12 protein-coding genes are annotated in these 17,295 nt (G+C 73.0%); 2 read left to right on the plus strand and 10 right to left on the minus strand.

The window, feature by feature from the left end; genetic code table 11:
• Complete coding sequence (locus tag ACWGI6_RS13530) at positions 1-882, plus strand: hypothetical protein (protein ID WP_453267634.1); 882 nt, start codon at positions 1-3, stop codon at positions 880-882.
• A 91-nt stretch (positions 883-973) separates the two neighbouring features.
• Positions 974-2,323, plus strand: coding sequence for a hypothetical protein (locus tag ACWGI6_RS13535; protein WP_453267635.1), 1,350 nt, complete (start codon positions 974-976; stop codon positions 2,321-2,323).
• A 181-nt stretch (positions 2,324-2,504) separates the two neighbouring features.
• Here ACWGI6_RS13535 and ACWGI6_RS13540 read toward each other — a convergent pair whose 3' ends face one another.
• From ACWGI6_RS13540 to ACWGI6_RS13585, 10 genes are all read right to left on the minus strand, one after another.
• Positions 2,505-3,512 carry a peptidoglycan-binding protein gene (locus tag ACWGI6_RS13540; protein WP_453267636.1) on the minus strand — a complete coding sequence of 336 codons (1,008 nt, stop codon included), beginning with the start codon at positions 3,510-3,512 and terminating at the stop codon, positions 2,505-2,507.
• Positions 3,512-5,143: a DUF6519 domain-containing protein gene (locus ACWGI6_RS13545; protein WP_453267637.1), complete on the minus strand. Its 1,632-nt coding sequence runs from the start codon at positions 5,141-5,143 to the stop codon at positions 3,512-3,514. The genes ACWGI6_RS13540 and ACWGI6_RS13545 overlap by 1 nt, the downstream gene beginning before the upstream one ends.
• 102 nt (positions 5,144-5,245) lie before the next feature.
• The gene (locus ACWGI6_RS13550) at positions 5,246-7,420 is read right to left on the minus strand and encodes a hypothetical protein (RefSeq protein ID WP_453267638.1); all 2,175 of its coding nucleotides are present in this window, start codon (positions 7,418-7,420) and stop codon (positions 5,246-5,248) included.
• Positions 7,417-11,247, minus strand: a complete 3,831-nt coding sequence (locus ACWGI6_RS13555) for a putative baseplate assembly protein (RefSeq protein ID WP_453267639.1) — start codon at positions 11,245-11,247, stop codon at positions 7,417-7,419. The genes ACWGI6_RS13550 and ACWGI6_RS13555 overlap by 4 nt, the downstream gene beginning before the upstream one ends.
• A complete protein-coding gene (locus tag ACWGI6_RS13560) occupies positions 11,244-14,441 on the minus strand; it encodes a putative baseplate assembly protein (RefSeq protein ID WP_453267640.1) in 3,198 nt (1,065 codons plus the stop codon). The genes ACWGI6_RS13555 and ACWGI6_RS13560 overlap by 4 nt, the downstream gene beginning before the upstream one ends.
• Positions 14,438-14,824: a GPW/gp25 family protein gene (locus ACWGI6_RS13565; protein WP_453267641.1), complete on the minus strand. Its 387-nt coding sequence runs from the start codon at positions 14,822-14,824 to the stop codon at positions 14,438-14,440. The genes ACWGI6_RS13560 and ACWGI6_RS13565 overlap by 4 nt, the downstream gene beginning before the upstream one ends.
• Positions 14,821-15,171, minus strand: a complete 351-nt coding sequence (locus tag ACWGI6_RS13570) for a hypothetical protein (protein ID WP_453267642.1) — start codon at positions 15,169-15,171, stop codon at positions 14,821-14,823. The genes ACWGI6_RS13565 and ACWGI6_RS13570 overlap by 4 nt, the downstream gene beginning before the upstream one ends.
• Positions 15,172-15,194: 23 nt before the next feature.
• Complete coding sequence (locus tag ACWGI6_RS13575) at positions 15,195-15,719, minus strand: phage baseplate assembly protein V (RefSeq protein ID WP_453267643.1); 525 nt, start codon at positions 15,717-15,719, stop codon at positions 15,195-15,197.
• A gap of 60 nt (positions 15,720-15,779) precedes the next feature.
• Positions 15,780-16,922 (minus strand): hypothetical protein, encoded by a 1,143-nt coding sequence (locus ACWGI6_RS13580; protein WP_453267644.1) that lies wholly within the window; start codon positions 16,920-16,922, stop codon positions 15,780-15,782.
• Positions 16,915-17,295, minus strand: coding sequence for a hypothetical protein (locus ACWGI6_RS13585; protein WP_453267645.1), 381 nt, complete (start codon positions 17,293-17,295; stop codon positions 16,915-16,917). Before ACWGI6_RS13585 ends, ACWGI6_RS13580 begins: the two co-directional genes overlap by 8 nt.

Raw genomic sequence — 17,295 nt, forward strand, 5'->3', positions numbered from 1 at the left:
TTGTCTGCTGTGTTCGCCCTGCCTGCCGCCGTGCGCCTGCCGCGCACGGTGGCCGTGCGGCGTGCGCTGCTGGCCGGGCTCTTCCTGGTGGGCTTCGTCGCCCTCGGCTTCGCCTTCGGTCCCGGCGCCCATGCCGACGACCGCACGCGGACAGCGGACCTGCCCGGGGTGGCGACCCCGGCCAAGGCCCCGGCCGAGGCGTCCACCCCGGACCGGGCCGCCACCCGGGACCGGGCGACGGACCGGGCGCACCAGCTGTCCGGCTCCGGGACCGGGCTCCAGCGGCAGGGCAAGGCGTCCGGCGCAAAGCTCGCCGAGCGCACCCACACCGCCTCCGGCGCGGTGGCCACGGCCGTACGGCCCGCCGCCGAGCAGGCCGCGCCGGTCACCGGCCGGATCACCGAGCCGGTGAGCCGGGTCGTACGGGAAGCCGGGGACTCCGTCGGCGCCGCACTGCCCGTACACCTCCCGTCCGGTGAGCAGACGGGACCCGGAGACGGCGCGAGCCACCAGCACGGCCGTACGCCGGGCGACGCACAGCCGGCCGGTCAGCGGACCGCTGCCCAGGCTGCCGCCGCTCGTGCCGCCCAGTCGTCGCACCTCGTCGGTGACCTGCACCGGCCGGCCGCCGAGCACCGTTCGGCCGCCGTCCACGAGCAGCCCGCCCCGGGCCACAACGGCCTTCCGGGACAGTGCCCGCAGGCCCCGATGGCGCCCACCTCGCACTCCGCCGGTGACGGCCATGGCCCCCGTGGCGGGGACCAGCACGCCGCCGCCCCGGCGGATCCCACGCGCTTCCGGCTGCTGCCGGGTGGCGTCCGCACGGCCGATGGCGCTCCGACGCGTCGGCGTGCCGAAGAAATCCTCGAATTCCCGGGCTAGGGCAGACCGCTCCGCGTCTGTAACTGGACCTGCCGCGCGGGGGCGGGACAGGTCTGCCCTTACACCCCTGAATTCGAAGGACATCACCTCCATGCGCTCGAACATCCGCCGTTCCATCGTCGTTGCCGCTGCCGCCACCGGTCTGTGGGCCCTGGGCTCCGTCGCCGCCAACGCCGCCGAGCTGCCCGTCGGCTCGGACCTGCCGGCCGCCGGCACGGTGACCGACACCGCCAAGCAGCTGCCCACCGGTGACGTGGCCGGCACCGCGACGAAGACGGCCAAGACCGTCACCACGACCGCCCAGGAGACGGCGGCCAAGGCCACCGGCGCCCTCGGTGGCGTGTCCACCCAGAACCTGCCCACCGGCAAGCTGCCGCAGGTCGGTGACGTGACCGGTGCGGTGGACGGCGTGCAGAAGCAGGCCCACGGTGTCGGCCTGCCGAAGACCGGTGACGTGCGGAAGGCCGCCGACCTGAAGAAGGCCAAGAAGGCCGCCAAGGCCGTCAAGAAGGCTGCCAAGGCCGCCGACCTGGGCAAGACCGGGCGCCTCACGAACGGCACGCTGCCCTCCGTTCCGTCGCTGCCCGCCACCCCGGGCGTCCCGTCGGCCCACCTCCCCGGTGGCACCCCGGCGCTGCCGAAGGCCCCCGCGCTGCCCAAGGCTCCGGGCTCGGTCGACAACCTGCTCGCCGGTCTCGCCGGTGCGGGCATCCGCCCCGAGCAGCTGACGAAGCAGGCCCAGGGCGGTCTCGCCACCGCCCGTCCGGTCGTCGGCAAGGCGGCCTCCGACGTGCTGCCGCCCGTCGCCCGCCGGGTCGTCGTCAAGGTCGTGCCGGTCGCGCAGGGTGCGGTCGGCGGTGCCGGTCACCTCGCCGGTGACGCGGCCGGCCAGGCGACCCCGTTCGTGATCACGGTCGGCGGCCAGGCGCAGCTGTTCGTGCAGGGTGCCGCGGCCGACGCGGTGCCGTTCGCCCAGGGTGTGGCCGCCGACGCGGCGCCGTTCGCGCAGGGCAAGGCGACCGACACCGTGGGGTTCGCCCAGGGTGCGGCCGCTGACGCCACCCCGTTCGCGCAGGGCCTGACCGCCGTCGTCGTGGCCGACGCGCAGGGCACCGCCGGCAAGGCCGTCGCCGGTGTGCAGGGCCTGGCCCCGGTGAAGTCCGTGCCGGCCGTGCCTGCCGTGCCCTCCGTCCCGGCCGTGCCTGCCGTGCCCTCCGTCCCGGCCGTGCCTGCCAACGTGACCGACGCCCTTCCGTCCGTCCCCGCCGTCCCGGCCAACCCGACCGACGCGGTTGCCGTCCCGGCCGTCCCGTCGGTGCCTGCCGTTCCGGCCAACCTGACCGACGCCGTTGCCGTTCCGGCCGTGCCCGCCAACCTGGCCGACCTGACCAACGCCGCCAACATCCCGGCGCTGCCGGCCCTCCCGGTCCAGGCGGTCTGAGGCCTCAGGCCGACACCACCGGCTGATCGGCCGCGGCGGCGGCCGATGCCGGAACACCCATGAACAGCCGGGCGGACCTCTGTGGGGGAGGGCCGCCCGGCCTTGGTGTATCCACCACCGCGCCGCACCACTTCGCATGGCGCCGCATCCGTGATGCGCTGGGCCAACGAGCCTCCCGCGCCTACGACTTGGGTACGTGCAGCCGCTCCCAGCTGACCTGCCCCGGTGCCCCGTCCGCGTCCTTGCCGCGGAAGCCGTTCTTGCGCTGCCAGGCCGCGTACGACTTGCGGTCCGCCTCGGTCCACTCCGGACCGGGGCCGTCTTTGTAGTGGCCACAGCCCTCCGCCACCAGCCGCGCACCCATCGCCGTGATCACCGGGCTGCGGGCCCCCGCCCGGAAGAAGTCGCGGCCGGGAAACGACTCGTACGGCGGATGCTGTGGCTTCGGCGGCACCGGCCGCGTCGAACCGTCACCGGAATCGCCGCCCGAGCCACCCGGCCCCGAGCCGCCGGCATCCGTACCGCCCGGCCCCGAGCCGCCGGCATCCGTACCGCCCGCATCCGTACCGCCGGCCTCCGGCGGGCCCTCCGCCGCCTTCGCCAGCCGCTTCTTGATCCGGCCGCGCAGGTCGTCCATCACGATGCCGCGCGGATCGACCTTCCCGGGCTGCCACTCCTTGTGCCCGATCACCGAGCGTTCGCTCCAGCCGTGCGCCCGGCAGATCGCCGCCGCGGCCTTCTCGATGGCGAGCTTCTGCTCCTCGGGCCAAGGGTCCTTGCCGTCTCCGAGGTTGATGCATTCGAAGCCGTAGAAGTGACGGTTGCCGTCGGTGTCCGCGGCGTTGTCCTTCGGCAGCTCCGCGTCCTCGTTGACCACCGCACGCAGGACGTCGCGGTCGCCGAGCCCGGCGTGGTTGGCGCGGCCGTTGCCGACGAGATGGACCTCGCCCTGCTTGTCGATCACGCCATGGCACAGCGGCCCCGGCAGATCGGAGCGCCCGTCGTAACACAGGTCCACCGAGCTGTCGGTGCCCTTCGTGGCGGTGTGATGGATCATCACGCCGTTCAACGGGCCCCAGCGGCCCTTGGTGTTCCGGTTGTGCTGACGCCAGTTGCGGACCTCGTGGACCACCAGGCCCTCGTCGCGCAGCGCCGCGATCAGCTTGTTCGCGGTCAGGGCGGTGGCCATCAGCCCGCACCTCCTTCGTCGGCCGCGGCTTCGGCCGCCGCGGTGGTCTGTGACCTGCTCGGCGCCGGATCCGCCGTGTCGTACGCCGCGCTGTCCGCCTCCTCCGCCCGTGCCTCCGCCTCGGCGGCGAGCGCCGCCTCGTCCGCCGCCGGAATGCCCGCCGACAGCGGGGCGAACGCCAGCCGCAGATCGGTCTCGCCCTGCTCGCCCGCGACCCACGCCAGCGGCGCGAAGTGCACCGCGATACCCGACGGGTACTCCAGCAGGGGGCGGCGCGCCGCATCCGTCGGCCACTCCACCGCGCCGGTGGCCGTACGGGCCGGGATCAGCCAGAAGTCGCCGGTGCGGTAGCTGCCGCCGGACGCGAAGTAGACCTCGACGCCGTCCTCCAGCGGCAGCCAGCCGCCCTCCTCGACCGGCAGTGCACCGTGCTTGAGCCGCCCGCCCCGCTCAGCGCGCGCGGTGGTCCGCCGGCCGCCTTCCTGGTGGTCCCAGCGGCGCAGGAACGGGTGCAGTTCGGGCCGCCGGCCGACGCCCGGCGCCGGCTCGTCCGAGAGCCGTACCCGGCGGCCCGGCAGATCGATCTCCTCCACCCGCAGCAGCGGCTCGGCCTCGCCCCGGCTCGTATACGCGGTGTCCACGAACTCGACCCGGTCGCCGACGTCCAGGTCCAGCTTGTCGTCGCTGCCCAGGGTCGCCAGCTCCACCCAGGTGCCGTCGAGTCCGTCGACCGGGAAGGTGACGGAGCCGTTCTCCCTGGACCATTTGAAGGTGGCGTCCTTCGCGCTGCCCCCGTCGTGCACCTCGACCCGGTAGAGCTGGTTCTCCGGCCCCCGGTAGCGGGCGTCCGGGACGACCAGGCAGGGTTCGTCGTCCGCGTGGTCCGGGCGTGCGCTGCGGGCCGCGAGACGGGAGCCGGGGGCACCCGCCTTCTGCGCCCAGCGGGTGAAGGCCGTACGAATGTCGTCGACCGACGGGCTGTCGTCGTCCAGCCCCAGTGCGGAGGCGGGCAGGGGCAGCACCTGCCACACCACCTTTGTGCGGGCCGCGGTGTCCGGCATCGCCGCGCCCAGGGCGACCTCGCGCAGCGCCGGGTCCTCGGCCGCGGTGACGAGCCGCTCCCACACCTTCAGACAGGCCAGATACGGGAAGGCGGTGGGCAGCCGGTCACCGGGCCGTTCCGGGTCCCGGAAGCCGTCGGGCTGGTCCCAGTACGTCCAGGTGGCGGGCGGTGCGGCCGGTTCGTCCGCGCCCTCGCCGCCGTCCTGGCCGTCCTTGGCCGCGGCGCCGTCCTTGCCGCCGGCGCCGTCCGCGCCGGCCGCGGGCACCGGCACCCCGGGCTGCGGGCGGGTCGCCTCACACAGGATGCCGTCCACGTAGTAGCGGCCGGGGCCGATGATCAGGTCGTCCAGCTCGCGGCTGCCGCCCCGCAGTTGGATCCTGAAGCCGGTGGCGCCGCGCGGCCCGCCGTGCTGACCGATCAGGTCGGCGGCGAGCGTACGGGCCTGGAACAGCTGGATCGCGGTCTGTTCATTGGCGTCCGCGTCCAGCTGGACGCGGCCCTGCTGGGCGACGACCGCGGAGTAGTGACGCTCCGGCCGGTGGGTGAGGCGCGAGAGATCAGCGTGCATGGAAGGGGTCCCCCTCGTACGGGATGCTCGGAAGGTCGGCGGTCGGGGCACAGCAAGGGCGCGCAGTGCGCGGGCAGTTCACGTCACGAACAGGCCGGTGGTTCACGTCACGAACACCACCCCCGCATCGCTCCCCGCCGGCGTGTACTCCGCCAGCCGGGCCCGCAGGCTGTCCTCGCGCTGCGGTTGGTAGAGGTCGTGGTACGCGCCCATCTCGGCGCCGTCCTCCGCGCCGCGCCTGATCTCGTCCGCGCAGCCCGTCGCCAACTGTCCGTACCACGGCGTCCCGTAGCGCTCACCGCGCAGCAGCGGCCGTACCCGCGCGGCGTCCTCGGCGCCCGCCAGGTCCGGCTGACAGCGGTAGCGGCGCGGGGTGCGCGACCCCGGCGGGACATAGCTGAAGCGCAGACAGCCGATGCCGCGCCGGGCGACGTGCAGCCGCCCGGTGAAGATGCTGTTCTCGGCGATCTGCACGGCGTGCGTGTGCACCTCGCCGATGACCGTGGCGCGGTGTGCGTGGAGCACCGCATGCGCATGCCGGCAGTCCGGCGCCGAAAGGGCCTCGCGGTCGGACCCGGTGGCGTCCAGGATGCTGTCGCGCAGATGGATCGGCAGCGGATCGGTGCTCACCTCGTCACCGATCACCTCGATGGTGCCCAGGATGCTGCGGTCGATCTCCACACACGCCGTCGTACGGTCCAGGACCAGGCTCGGCTCCTCCGGGGAGTGCGGATCGCACTCCGGCTCCAGTGACCAGCCCGGCACCAGCGTGCAGTGCCGCAGCACCAGTGCCCCCATCGGCCCGCTGACATTCAGCCCGCGGCCGGTGACCAGCAGCCCGTCCAGCACCATCCGTGGCCGGTCGCCGGGCGCGCAATCCGCCTCGCTCGCCCGGACGTTGAGCGCATCGGGCCGGTTGCTGTACCAGTCGAGCAGCCGGATGACGGGCCGGGTGCCCTCGGCGGCGCGCAGCTCCAGCCGGTCGCCGGGTTCCAGGTCGAAGTCCAGCTGCTCCTGGTAGGCGCCGCTGTGGGTGATCTCGATGATCCCGTCGGAGCCGCAGCGCCCGGCCCGCCGGTCGTGCTGCCACGCCCCGTACGCATCCATGATCCGCCGGAAGTCCTGGCGCGGCCCGACCCGGTAGACGGCGGCGCCCGCAGGGGTGTCCCGCTCCCGCTCGTACTCCCCGCCACCCAGCTCGTCGCCGAACCCGTAGTGGTAGTCCACCCAGACGCCCTGCCGCGGCGCCGAGCGCGCGCCGAACGCCATCCGCCCCAGCTCCGGATCGACGGCGATCTGCCCGCGCTTGGGCCGGTAGCGCCAGTCGCTCAGATCCGCGACGACGATGTCGGCCGGCGGCACCGGAGTGTCGTGTCCGTCCCGCCGGATGACGAAGCTCTTGCCCGGCCCGTAGTAGTCGGCGAGCCGGTCGTGCAGCTGCCGGCGGCGGATCGCGGCCGGCACATTGTCGAGGGTGGCGATGTGGCTCGCGGACGGCTCCGGCTCCGGGCGGGTCACCAGCGCCGTGTCGTTGCCCAGGATCGAGAAGGTGTAGAGGTTACGGGCCCGGTCGATGCAGTACGCGGGCGCCCGGGTGACCGACTGAGGCTTCAGCCGCCAGACGAACAGCCCGACCCCGGCCGGGGTGTAACCGCCTTGAGTCCGGGGCGAGTTGACCCTTCTGACATCCACCGAACGGGCCACCGTCCCGAACGGCCCGCCGGCCAGGTCCAGTGCCGCACCGTCCCGGACGTCCACCAGCCGCCCGCGCCCGCGCCGCCGCTCGTCGGCGGCCTCGGTGCCCGACCCGTACAGCTTCACCGGCTGCTGGTGCGCGACCAGCCGGGAGAACTCCACCGCCCGCGCCGGCCAGCCCGCCACCGACTCCGACAGTTCCTCCAGCAGCGCCAGAGTGCCCTTGCGCCGCCGGTTGCCGACCGTGGCCGCCACATCGCGGCGCGGCGCGAGCGCCTCGGCCAGCCGCCGGCGCGAGGAGTCCGGCAGCCCGCCGTCCCGCAGCCCGGTCGCCAACACCCGCTCGTATCCGGGCAGCGGACGGTAGCCCACCAGATCGCCGAGGTAGGGCAGCACCCACTCGGCGGCGCTCTCCACGAACCAGTCGTCGTACTGCTGGGCGACCCCGTCGCGTACCCGGTCCACCTGCTCGGCGATCACGGCGAGCAGGGCGCGCAGGGGCTCCCCGTTCTCCGCGTCGCGCAGCCGGTGCCACTGCGGAAGCAGCTCCGCGAGCCCGTCCGGCTCCCTGGACGTCGTCATCGGGTCACCTCCGTGAGGATCAGTGTGTCCGCGACCTGCGGTGAGAACAGCGCCAGCTGGGCCGGCCGGATGCCGCGGAAGACGGCGACCGCACGGCCCTTGGCCAGCGGTCGGGTGTCGGTGATGTCCGGGTTCAGCCGCAGCAGCTCGGCCGGCGAGATGCCGTACTGGCCGGCGACCGCGCTCAGCGTCTCGCCGCCGTCCGCCGTCACCTCATGGATCCGCTCGTCGTACGTGGCCAGGCGGGCCGGTACCGAAGCATTCGGCGGCCCGGTCAACTGGTCGCCCAATCCGGCGAGTTCGGCGGGAGTGGCGGACGCCGGCACGCCGGTGAACGCGTCCACATCGAGATGGTCGACACCCGGCACGGCCTGTGCCGCGGCCAGCACCTCCGACAACTGCGCCGCCTGCCCCAACTCCCGCCCGTCGTAGCCCAGCCGGGCCAGCAGCGCCCGCCGCACCCGCGGCTCGACCAGCGGCCACGTATGGTCCGCCGCCACCTTCACCTGCGCCACGAGCAGCAGCAGCACCGGCTCCCGCACGTCCACCCGGACCGGCAGCCGGGCGTCGCCGTACTCCGCGAGCGAGGACCGCAGCGCCCGCAGCACCTCCGCGTCCGGCGCGATCGGGGTGTCGTCCACCCCCGCCACCGTCACATGCAGCACCTTCCGCCGCCCGTCGAACAGTTCGCGGGCCGCGGCCCGGCCGATGCCGGCCCGGGAGCGGGCGAAGTCCTCATAGTCCGCGAGCGAGACCAGCCGGTCCAGCGCGGAGACCGCCAGCGGCACGGTGCGCCGGGTCAGCCCCGGTCCGTCGGCGTCCGCACCGCCGCTCGCCGGCTGCGGATTGGTGACGCCGGTGACGCCGAGCGGCCGGGTGACCGCCTGGGTGATCCGGTTCGCCGCGACATTCGCCGCCCGCCCGGTGCCGAAGCGGTAGCGGGCCCGTACGTTGTCGTGCCCGCTCGGCAGCCGGGCGCCGTGCACCCCGTCGCCGAACGTCACCGTCGTACGGCCTCCGCCGCCCCCGGCCCGGCTCGACGGGGAGGCGCCCCCGTCCGCCGTCCCCGTCACATAGACCCGCTCCCGCGGGCCGCGCCCGGCCAGACTGTCCACCGCATGCCACAGCAGTCCGTCGACCCGCACCTCCAACTGCGGGACGGCACCGAGCGCATTGTCGTCCGGCAGCCAGGTCAGCGGTGCCTGCCAGAGCGCGAACGTCTGGTTCCCGCGTGCGGCATCTCCGCTGCCGATCGGCTCGTCGCGGCTCTCACCATGCGTGGCGGGGACGACATTGCCCTGAACGCGGACGGTGTCCCGCCGGTACCGGTAGGCGAGATCCGCGGTGAGCGTGAGCACCGTGTGCACCTGGTCGCCCGGCAGCCCGGGGTCCAGGCGCTGGTCGACCGAGGCGATCACGGCCGGCTCGGTGGCGCGCAGCCCCGCCGACCCCGGGATGTCGGTGCGCTCGCCGGAGACGATGAGGCGCCTGCCGGGCAGCAAACCGTCGTACAGGGCGGCCAGTTCCAGCTCGTTGCCGTGCACGTCCTCGCCCAGCGGCTCGTCCGCCATCCGCAGCGGCACGCCGCCCGCGTGCACGGTCGTGTCCCGGATCGCGGAGAGCACCACATCGTGCTCGTCCAGCCAGGGGTCGGCCAGGGTCAGTTCGGTGCCGCGTCCGGTGATGCCGAAATCGGTGTAGGCGGCGGTACGCACCGCCGTCACGCGGGTGGTGACGAACGCCAGCTTCCTGTCCCCCGGGATGCCGTCGGGCCCGTCCGCGCCCTTACGGGGCCGCTGGACGGCCACCCAGCTGCCGACCGTGATGCCGTCCTGCACCGAGTCCAGCGGCAGCACCGAACGGTTGGCGGCCTCCGGGACCGTCGCGATGCCGATCTCCACGGCGGGCGGTTCGCTGCCCGGCGTGCGGCGCACCGTCACCTCGTACGCGCCGTGCCGGATCTGATCCTGGTCGCCCGGCTTGAGACGCCAGGTCTTGGTCTCGCCGTTGTGCACCGCGATCTCGATCCGGTCCTCGTCGTCCGGACGGGCCACGAACAGGGTGCGCTCCGGCAGGCCGGCCAGCAGCCGGGCCGTGATCCCGGCCTCCTGCGAGTCCGTCGGACGACGGCCCAGCCAGCTCAGATCGTGGTCCGGGCCGGTACGCGTGGACAGCTCGATGCGTCCGGGACCGAAGTCGAAGGCCCCGTCGGACGGCAGATTCTCGGTGCGCTGCACCGAACTGCCGGTCTCGATGTGCTGGAACTCGGCCTTCACCGGCACCTTGCCGGCCGTGTCGAACACGACCCGCATGCTGGTCAGCATCCCGCCGGTGAGCGGCCAGTCGGCCTGCCGGATGACCCGGCCCTTGTCGTCCTGCACGGGCTTGAGCGGCGCGGTCGCCCCGAAGGGCGCGGCGGTCACCCGCATCGCCAGCAACTCGCGCAGCGCGGACGGCACCGCGGGCGCCGCCTGCCGCCACGCCGCGTACATCCCGTCCGCCAGCCGCGGGTCCAGCGCGGACAGCAGCCGCGCGGTCAGGTCCGAACCCGGAGCGAAGAGCCGGCCGGGTCGCGCGCCGGACGGCGGGCGGACGACCCGGGTACGGAGGGCGGGGAGGACGGAACCCAGCGCCGCCAGCGCCGGAGCGCCCTGCCCCGCGGCGGACTTCGGCGTGCCGGGCACCGTGCGCGCGGGCGCCAGCTGCCCCGCGCGCTCCCGCAGTTCGCCGACCACCGCCGCCAGCTGCTCGAACCAGGCCGCGACCGCCTCGTACGGCGCGGCCAGCACCTGTGCCTCGGCCAGCCGCTCATGCGGCCCGGCGAGCCGCTCGGCGAAGGCCGCCGGCGTCCGGCCGGCGTCCCCGTCCAGATCCCTGCGCAGCGGCGCCAGCACCTGGATGTCGAAGGTCTCGATCAGCTTGCTGACGGGCCGCGGGTTCGGGACCTGCGGGCCGGGATCCGGCGGATAGTCCGGGTCGTCCGGGTCGACGCCGGTCTCCGGCTCGGTGATCCACTGCCGCAGCTCGTCCACCAGCTCCTTGAGGGTGGCCGGTGCGGACTGCGGCAGCCCGATCGCGGTGAGGTCCTCGTCCCGGTCGATGCGTACCTTCGCGACCGGCAGCAGCAACTGCCTGTCGCCGAAGTCGAAGAGCAGCTGGTCACCGGTCTGGAGGGAGGTCGAGGTGCCCGATACGTACAGCTCCGACCGCTGGGCCAGATCCTCGGCGACCAGCAGCGCCGGACGCCGCCTGCGCACCGTCAGCTCGTTCCACGCCCATCGCGCGGTCAGGTCCTCGTCCGTCTCGAAGGTCTGTGACTCCTCCACGTCGGCGGCCGGCACGCTGTGGCTGCGCGCGCCGCGCGGAATGACCACCGGCAGGTCCTCGGCGCGCGGATCCTTGTCGAGGGTGTACGCGAGGTGGGTGTCGGCCGCGACACCGGGCCGCGGACGATGCCCCACCAGCCGCCCCAGCAGGGCCAGCGACCGGTGCTCGTTGGCGGTCCGCAGATAGCCCTCCTCGGCGATCCGCTCGCTGTGGAAGGTCAGTACGTCACCGAGCACCGCCCAGGCGTCCAGCAGTCCGACCGCCGGGTCGTCCGGCGCACTCCCCCACGCTCGGCTCTGCTCGCGCGGGGGGACCCCCACGGTCAGGCCGCGCAGCGCCGGGTAGGCGGGCGAGGCGAGCCGGTCGAGCATCCCGGCCAGGAACGAGCCGTAGTCGCCGACGCGGTAGTCCAGGGCCGTGCGCCCCGGCGGGTTGTAGAGGGCGTCGGGGGCGCGGCGCTCGTCGCTGCCTCCCCCGCAGCCGCAACGGCAGCCGCTCATCGCACACCCCCGAGCTCGATGACCAGCGAGCCGTTCTCCGGCCGCTCCGGGTCGTTGTCGCACACGGCGATCTCCAGCGGGCCGAGCCGCAGCACACCGTCCTCCAGTGCTCTGTTGTCGATATATCCCTGAGGGAAAAGGCGTTGCAGCCGGGTCACCCGCACGCTCCGCACGCCGGGCACGGCCGCGGCCACCGCGACCAGCCGGCTCAGCCGGACCGGCTCCCCGAACGTCAGCGCGTCCGGGTGGAAGAAGCCGAGCCGGCCGCCGGGCAGCCGCCCGCTGCCCAGCACCCGCGTCAACTCGGCCAGGATCTGCCCGTGTTGATGCCCCGGGGCGGCACACACCTCCAGCGCGATGTCCAACGGCACCGTCCGGGCCGGCCCCACGACCAGGTCGTGGCCGATCCGCCGGTAGCACTCCAGCGCATCCGCGACGGAGTCCAGCAGCCGCGGGCCCGCCTCACCGGTCCCCGCCGCGTCGATCGCGACATGCGCCTCCTGGACGCTGCCGGTCCAGCGGATTTCCGCCGCCGCCCGCTGAACGCCGGGAAGTGCCGACGCCAGCTCCGCGTAGTCCGCGGCGGTCACGGCCCGCAGGCGGGTCCGCTTGAGGTCGAGCGGGGCGAGCTGCCGCACCTGTTCCAGGGGCTCCGGCTCGGTGCCACCCGTCGCGGGCAGCGGATTGCGGACCCCCGCCACCGGCATCGGGTCCCCGGCGTCAGAGGTCTGCGGATCCCGGCTCAGCACCAGGTGGTTGATCGCCTCGGCGCCGACATTGCCCGCCTTCCCGCCGCCCAGCCGGTAGTGCAGCGTGAGCCGGCTGCCGGGTGCGGGGTGGGCACCGTACCGCCCGTCGCCGAAGCGCAGCGCGATCCGCCCGTCGTCCTCCAGCTCACCGACGACATGCCGCTCACGGGGCCCGCTGCCGAGGAGATCGCGGCGGGGGCGCCACTCACCGTCGTCGTCCTGGATGCGCACGGCGGGGAGCGCGGCGCGCGGATCGGGCAGCAGGGCGGCGGCCGGACCGTGCAGCACCGGCTCGTCCGGATGCAGGCCCACCGCGTAGGCCGGACCCCAGCTCTGTGCGATCTCCCAGGCGATCCGCCCGTCCAGCACCGTGCCCACACGGGCCCGCGCGGTCAGCACCTCCAGCCGGCGCAGCTTGGCGTCCAGCAGCCGGTCCGCACGGTGCAGCAGCTCACGCAGCGCCCGTACCGGGTGGCGGCGCAGCTCCAGCCGTTCGAGGATCTTCAGGCCGAACACCACGGCCAGCTCGGCGATCTCGTCCTCCGACAGCCCGTCGTGGTCCCGGGCGCTGCGCCACAGCTCGACCAGCCGCGCCCGCACCCGCTCCCGGATACCCGCCAGATGACCGGCCTGCCCCGCGGCCACCTGCGCGGCCTGCGGGAAGGGCACCGTCTGGGCGACGGGGGAGCGGTGCAGCAGCGGCCGGAAGCGCGGGCCGATGCCCGGATAGACCACCTGCGCCAGCAGCGTGCGCAGCGCCTCGGCCTGCGCATACGCGGTACCGGGGACGACGCGTTCCCGGCCCCGCCCGGCTCCGGCCGGCTCCAGGCCGAGCCCGGCCCGTACGGTCGCCTCCTCGCCGACGACGGTGAACAGCTCACGGATGTCGTCGGGGGAGAGCGCCCGGTGACCACCGGTCTTCTCGCGCAGGGCGTTGATGACCCGGGCCGGCGCATTCCCCCCGTCCTTGCGGTCGCCGCAGCCGAATGCGGGCGGATCGCAGGAGCCGAGGACGGCCGGGACGGGCGGGACGGTGACGGTCTCCTGCTCGGTCTCCGCGGCCGAGGCCCCGAAGGTCAGCGACCGCCCGTGATCGACGAGTACGACATTGCCGCGCGCCACGCTCACGTCCTCGACGGGCGCGCAGTCCGGACCGCCCCGGGTGGACAGACACAGCGCGAAGGCCAGCGCGTCCTCCTGCGCCCAGGTGACCTCCAGCACCGGCTGGTTGTCGAGCCGGTCCACACCGGGGGTGACCGAGGTCAGCCGGACCGGCTGCCGGTGCGCCGGGTCCTGATCGCCGGGCGTGCCCGTACGCGGCCCCTTGACCTCCTCGAACAGCAGCAGGTCACCGGGGGAGAGGCGGAGTGCACGGGAGGCGCACCCGTCGTCCGCCCACTCGTCCCGCAGCGTCGCGCTCGTCGCCCCCTTCGGCAGCGCACAGACCTCCCCGCCCCAGGTCCACAGCCGGACGGCGTTGTGCTCCGCCCGCAGGGCCAGCGGTGCGTCGGCCACCGGCTCGAAGACCTCGACCGAACCGCGCTCGTCGAGCACCGCCAGATCCCGGTCGTCGATGACGCTGCCGATCTCGGGCCGGTCGCGTGGCCCGTACGTCCGGATGTCGACGGCGGCAAAGCGGAACTCGCCCGGTAGCAGCGTCAGTTCCCCGGTGGTCTCCAGGGACACGAACGCCCGCGCGCTGCACCCGTCGTGCATCGGATAGTCGATGAGCCGCACGTGCCGGCGCAGGGAGACCCGTCTCCGCGCCGTGTCGAGATATGCCTCCGTCGCCACCGCGTCCTGCTGATAACTGATCTGGTCCGCGGTGTACGCGAGCAGTTCGACCAGCGTCACCCCCAGGTCCGCCGGATTGCGCTCGACCCAGTCGGGAGTGGTCAGCCGCAGCCGGTCCAGGACGAGTTGGCGCAGGCTGTCGTAGTCGCGGGCGGTGTAATCGATGACCGGTGCCGGCCGGAAGGTGTCCGGGCAGTCGTCTCCGGCGCTCTCCCCGGCGCAGTCGAAGGCGCTCGGGCAATCGGTCCGGAAGAAGAACTCGGCACGGAAGTAGCGCTGGTCGAAACCCTCGTACGGCTCGGTGCCGGGGCGGCCGTACGGATCGGTGGCGACCAGCGACAGCCCGTACCGCGAAGTGTCACCGGTCCGGTCGAGGACGATATGCAGCCGGTCGTCGAGCTCGGGGTCCTCCTCCCGCTCGACGGAGACCTCCAGGGCCACCGGCCCGGTGATCCGGCGCCCGCCGTCGATACGCACATTCTCCGGACACAGCCCGTGCGGCGCCTTACCGAGAAAGGTGACCGTCAGCGTCACCCCGTCATCGGCGACCTCCACCGCATCGATCCCGTTGAGCTGCGCCGCCCTGATACGCCCGCGCCGACTGTCCGTACGGCACCTCAACTCGGCTGCCGCGCCGCGCTGTTCGCTCATTCCTCGCCCCGCCCCTCGAACACTTCGTCACGCCGGCTCGCGGTGGAGCGCACGACATAGCGCAGATACACCCGTACGACGTTCTCCTCGCTCACCACGTCCAGCGACTCGACCTCGATCAGGTCACCCAGCAGGCGCTGCAGCGAGGCCTGGACCGACAGCTCGACCGCCGACGCCAGCTCCGGGCTGTTCGGCGTGAACACGAGATCCAGCAGCCCGCACCCGAAGTCCGGCCGCATCACCCGCTCACCGGGGCTGGTGAACAACAGCTGCTCGATCAGGTCCCGTACGTGTGCGTCATGGCCGGCCTGCGCGGTCCGCCCCCGCCGGTCGATCCGGAACGGAAACGCGATCTCGGTACGTACTGGCCTTGTGGTCCTCATCGGCTGGAAACCCCCTGGTGGACGGACGCCACGACCGGCGGGCCCTGTGGCACCAGCCCGGCGTGGAAACACATGGCCGCCGTGGTGTCCAGCAGCACCGGCACCCCGTCGACCAGTACGGCGTCATCGCCCGCTGCCGGGGTCCAGCGGATGCTGGTGCACGGCCGCGGACGGCCGGCGACGACATGTGTGCACCCGCTGACCGTGTAGAGGTCCGCCGCGGTGACCGCGGGCGCACCGTCGATCCGCACCTCCGCGCCACTGCCCGCGCCCGCCATGGACAGCGCGCGCCCTCCGTGCGGGCAGCTGATCACGGCCCCGCCATGGACAAGATTTCCGCTCGCCATTGTCTTCTGTCCCCCCGTTCCCTTCAGCGCTTCTTGGGCACGGTCAACCGGCCCTCATTGATGTCGACTTGATCCCCGACCAAGGAAATCGAAGCGCCGTGCCCGTTATTGATATGGACACCCGTCGCATCGATCTTCACGAATGCGCCACCCGGCGCTTCCAGCAGAATTCCGTTGGTGGGCACATCCGACATCACCAACTTGTGCTTCTTGGGCGTCTGAATCACCACGGGATGCGCGATCGCCGGATCGGCCTGCGCGTCCTCCGGCAGCTCGTCCCGCCGCCCGTACCAACAGCCGGTCCACACCGGGAAACTCGGGTCCCCCTGCTCGAACTCGACCCACACACCGGCCCCGACGGACGGCACCACCACCTGTCCCGCCCGCTCTCCCGTGAACGGAAAGCAGGGCATCGCCCAGGTGGACACCTCATCGCCCAGCACGTCCGGCACCTGGACTCTGAGCCGTCCGATCCCCATCGGGTCGTCATTCGCCGCCACCCGGCCCCGGAACTTGCCGAGGAAGCGGTTGTTCGGTGCGCCGGCCATTTCTCCACGTCTCCTGGATCTCGTGCGTGCTGTTACGGGGCGAACCGCGGCTCCATGTCGCTACGGTCGTACGGTGCCGCTACGGGCGATCAGTCCTTCCCGCGACAGCGTGAAGTTCTGCTGGTAGGAACCCGGCCTCAGATTGGTCGTCACACTCTTCACGTAGTAATCGCCGTCATAGGTGACCCCGGCGCCGCGCACCCCGACCAACTCCCGTGCGCGCAGTACATATCCATGCCGGTTGACGTCCAGCTGCCCGGACCCGGAGATCGCGTCGGCCGACATGGCGGCCCGCCCGAGGGCCTCCGCCTTGGCCAGCGCCTCATCCTTCTTCGCCGTCCCCGAGAGCGTCCGCCGCTTGAGCGCCGGCGAACCGCGCAGCCCGAGGGGCGGCCGCAGCGGACTGATGTCGGGCTGTGCGAGCAGCGGAGCCTGCCGCGTCACCGGATCCTGGACCCGGGCCTGCGGCTCCTCGCGCGCGGTCCCGTCATAGGCGAACGTCATCTGGTCCACGGTCGAGTGGACGTCCATGTTCACGTTCAGCGCATGCTGCCGTTGGCCCAGCCGCTGCTCCGGGCCCCAGAACGCGGTCGACCGCCCGGGAACCGGCCCCGGGTCCAGATAAAAGGTGTACCCATTGGCCCTGGCCAGTTCATTCACATACTGCAGATCGGTTCCGGTCTGGTAGTCGACCCTCAGCTGCTCCCGCGGTGGCTGCGGCACCTGCTCCCGAATGATCCGGGCATCGATCCCGTAATCCGCGTACTTTCCCAGAATCCGCTCCACCCGCTGCGAGGGCGCGAGATTCGGATACCGGTCCGTCCGCTCCTCCAGGTCCATGAGAAGCGTGAGATCCTCCCCGGTCACCGTCAGAGTGGTCTGCCCCGGCTGATTGCTGGCCCCCACCTCCTGCCGCACGATCAACCCGTCCAGCAGCACGAACGGCGTCCCCTTGACCGACACGGCCAGAATCACCCGCGTCTTGGGGTCGAAGAACCCCTCGGGCAGCAGCCGCTGAATGATCGCCCCCTTCTTCGTCAGATCGAACGCGATCTGGAAACCGCTGCGCTCACCCGCCGTACTCGTGATCTGCGCCGAAAGCAGTGCCTCCGTCACTTCCTGCGGAACCAGCCGCGCCGACTTGGGCCCCATGTACAAGGACACATGGATGGGCCCGCTCCCCACCGGCTGGTCCTCACCCATTCCGCACCCCTGGCCCACCCGTCCCACCGGGGAACCCGCCCGGCAACGGCACGGCTACCCGCTCGCCGGGCTCATCGGTCAACTCCCGTGGATCCAGCACCGGATTGGCATCGGCAATCCGCCACCACTGGCCCGGATCCCCGAAATACCGCTGCCCCAGCTGATCCGCCCGCTCCCCGCTGCTGACCGTATGCGGCACGGTCTCCTCGGCCGCTTCATCGAGCGGCGGCAACAACCGCCGCCGCGCATACCGCACCTCGGTACCGTCCTGCGCCCGGTGCACCCCGATCTCGACCGCGTGGTACCGACTGCTGCGCGGATACGGATGCGCTCCCGGCACGTCGTCCAACGCCCGCTCATACGGCTCGATCAC

It is taken from the genome of Streptomyces sp. NPDC054786, from assembly GCF_053611685.1.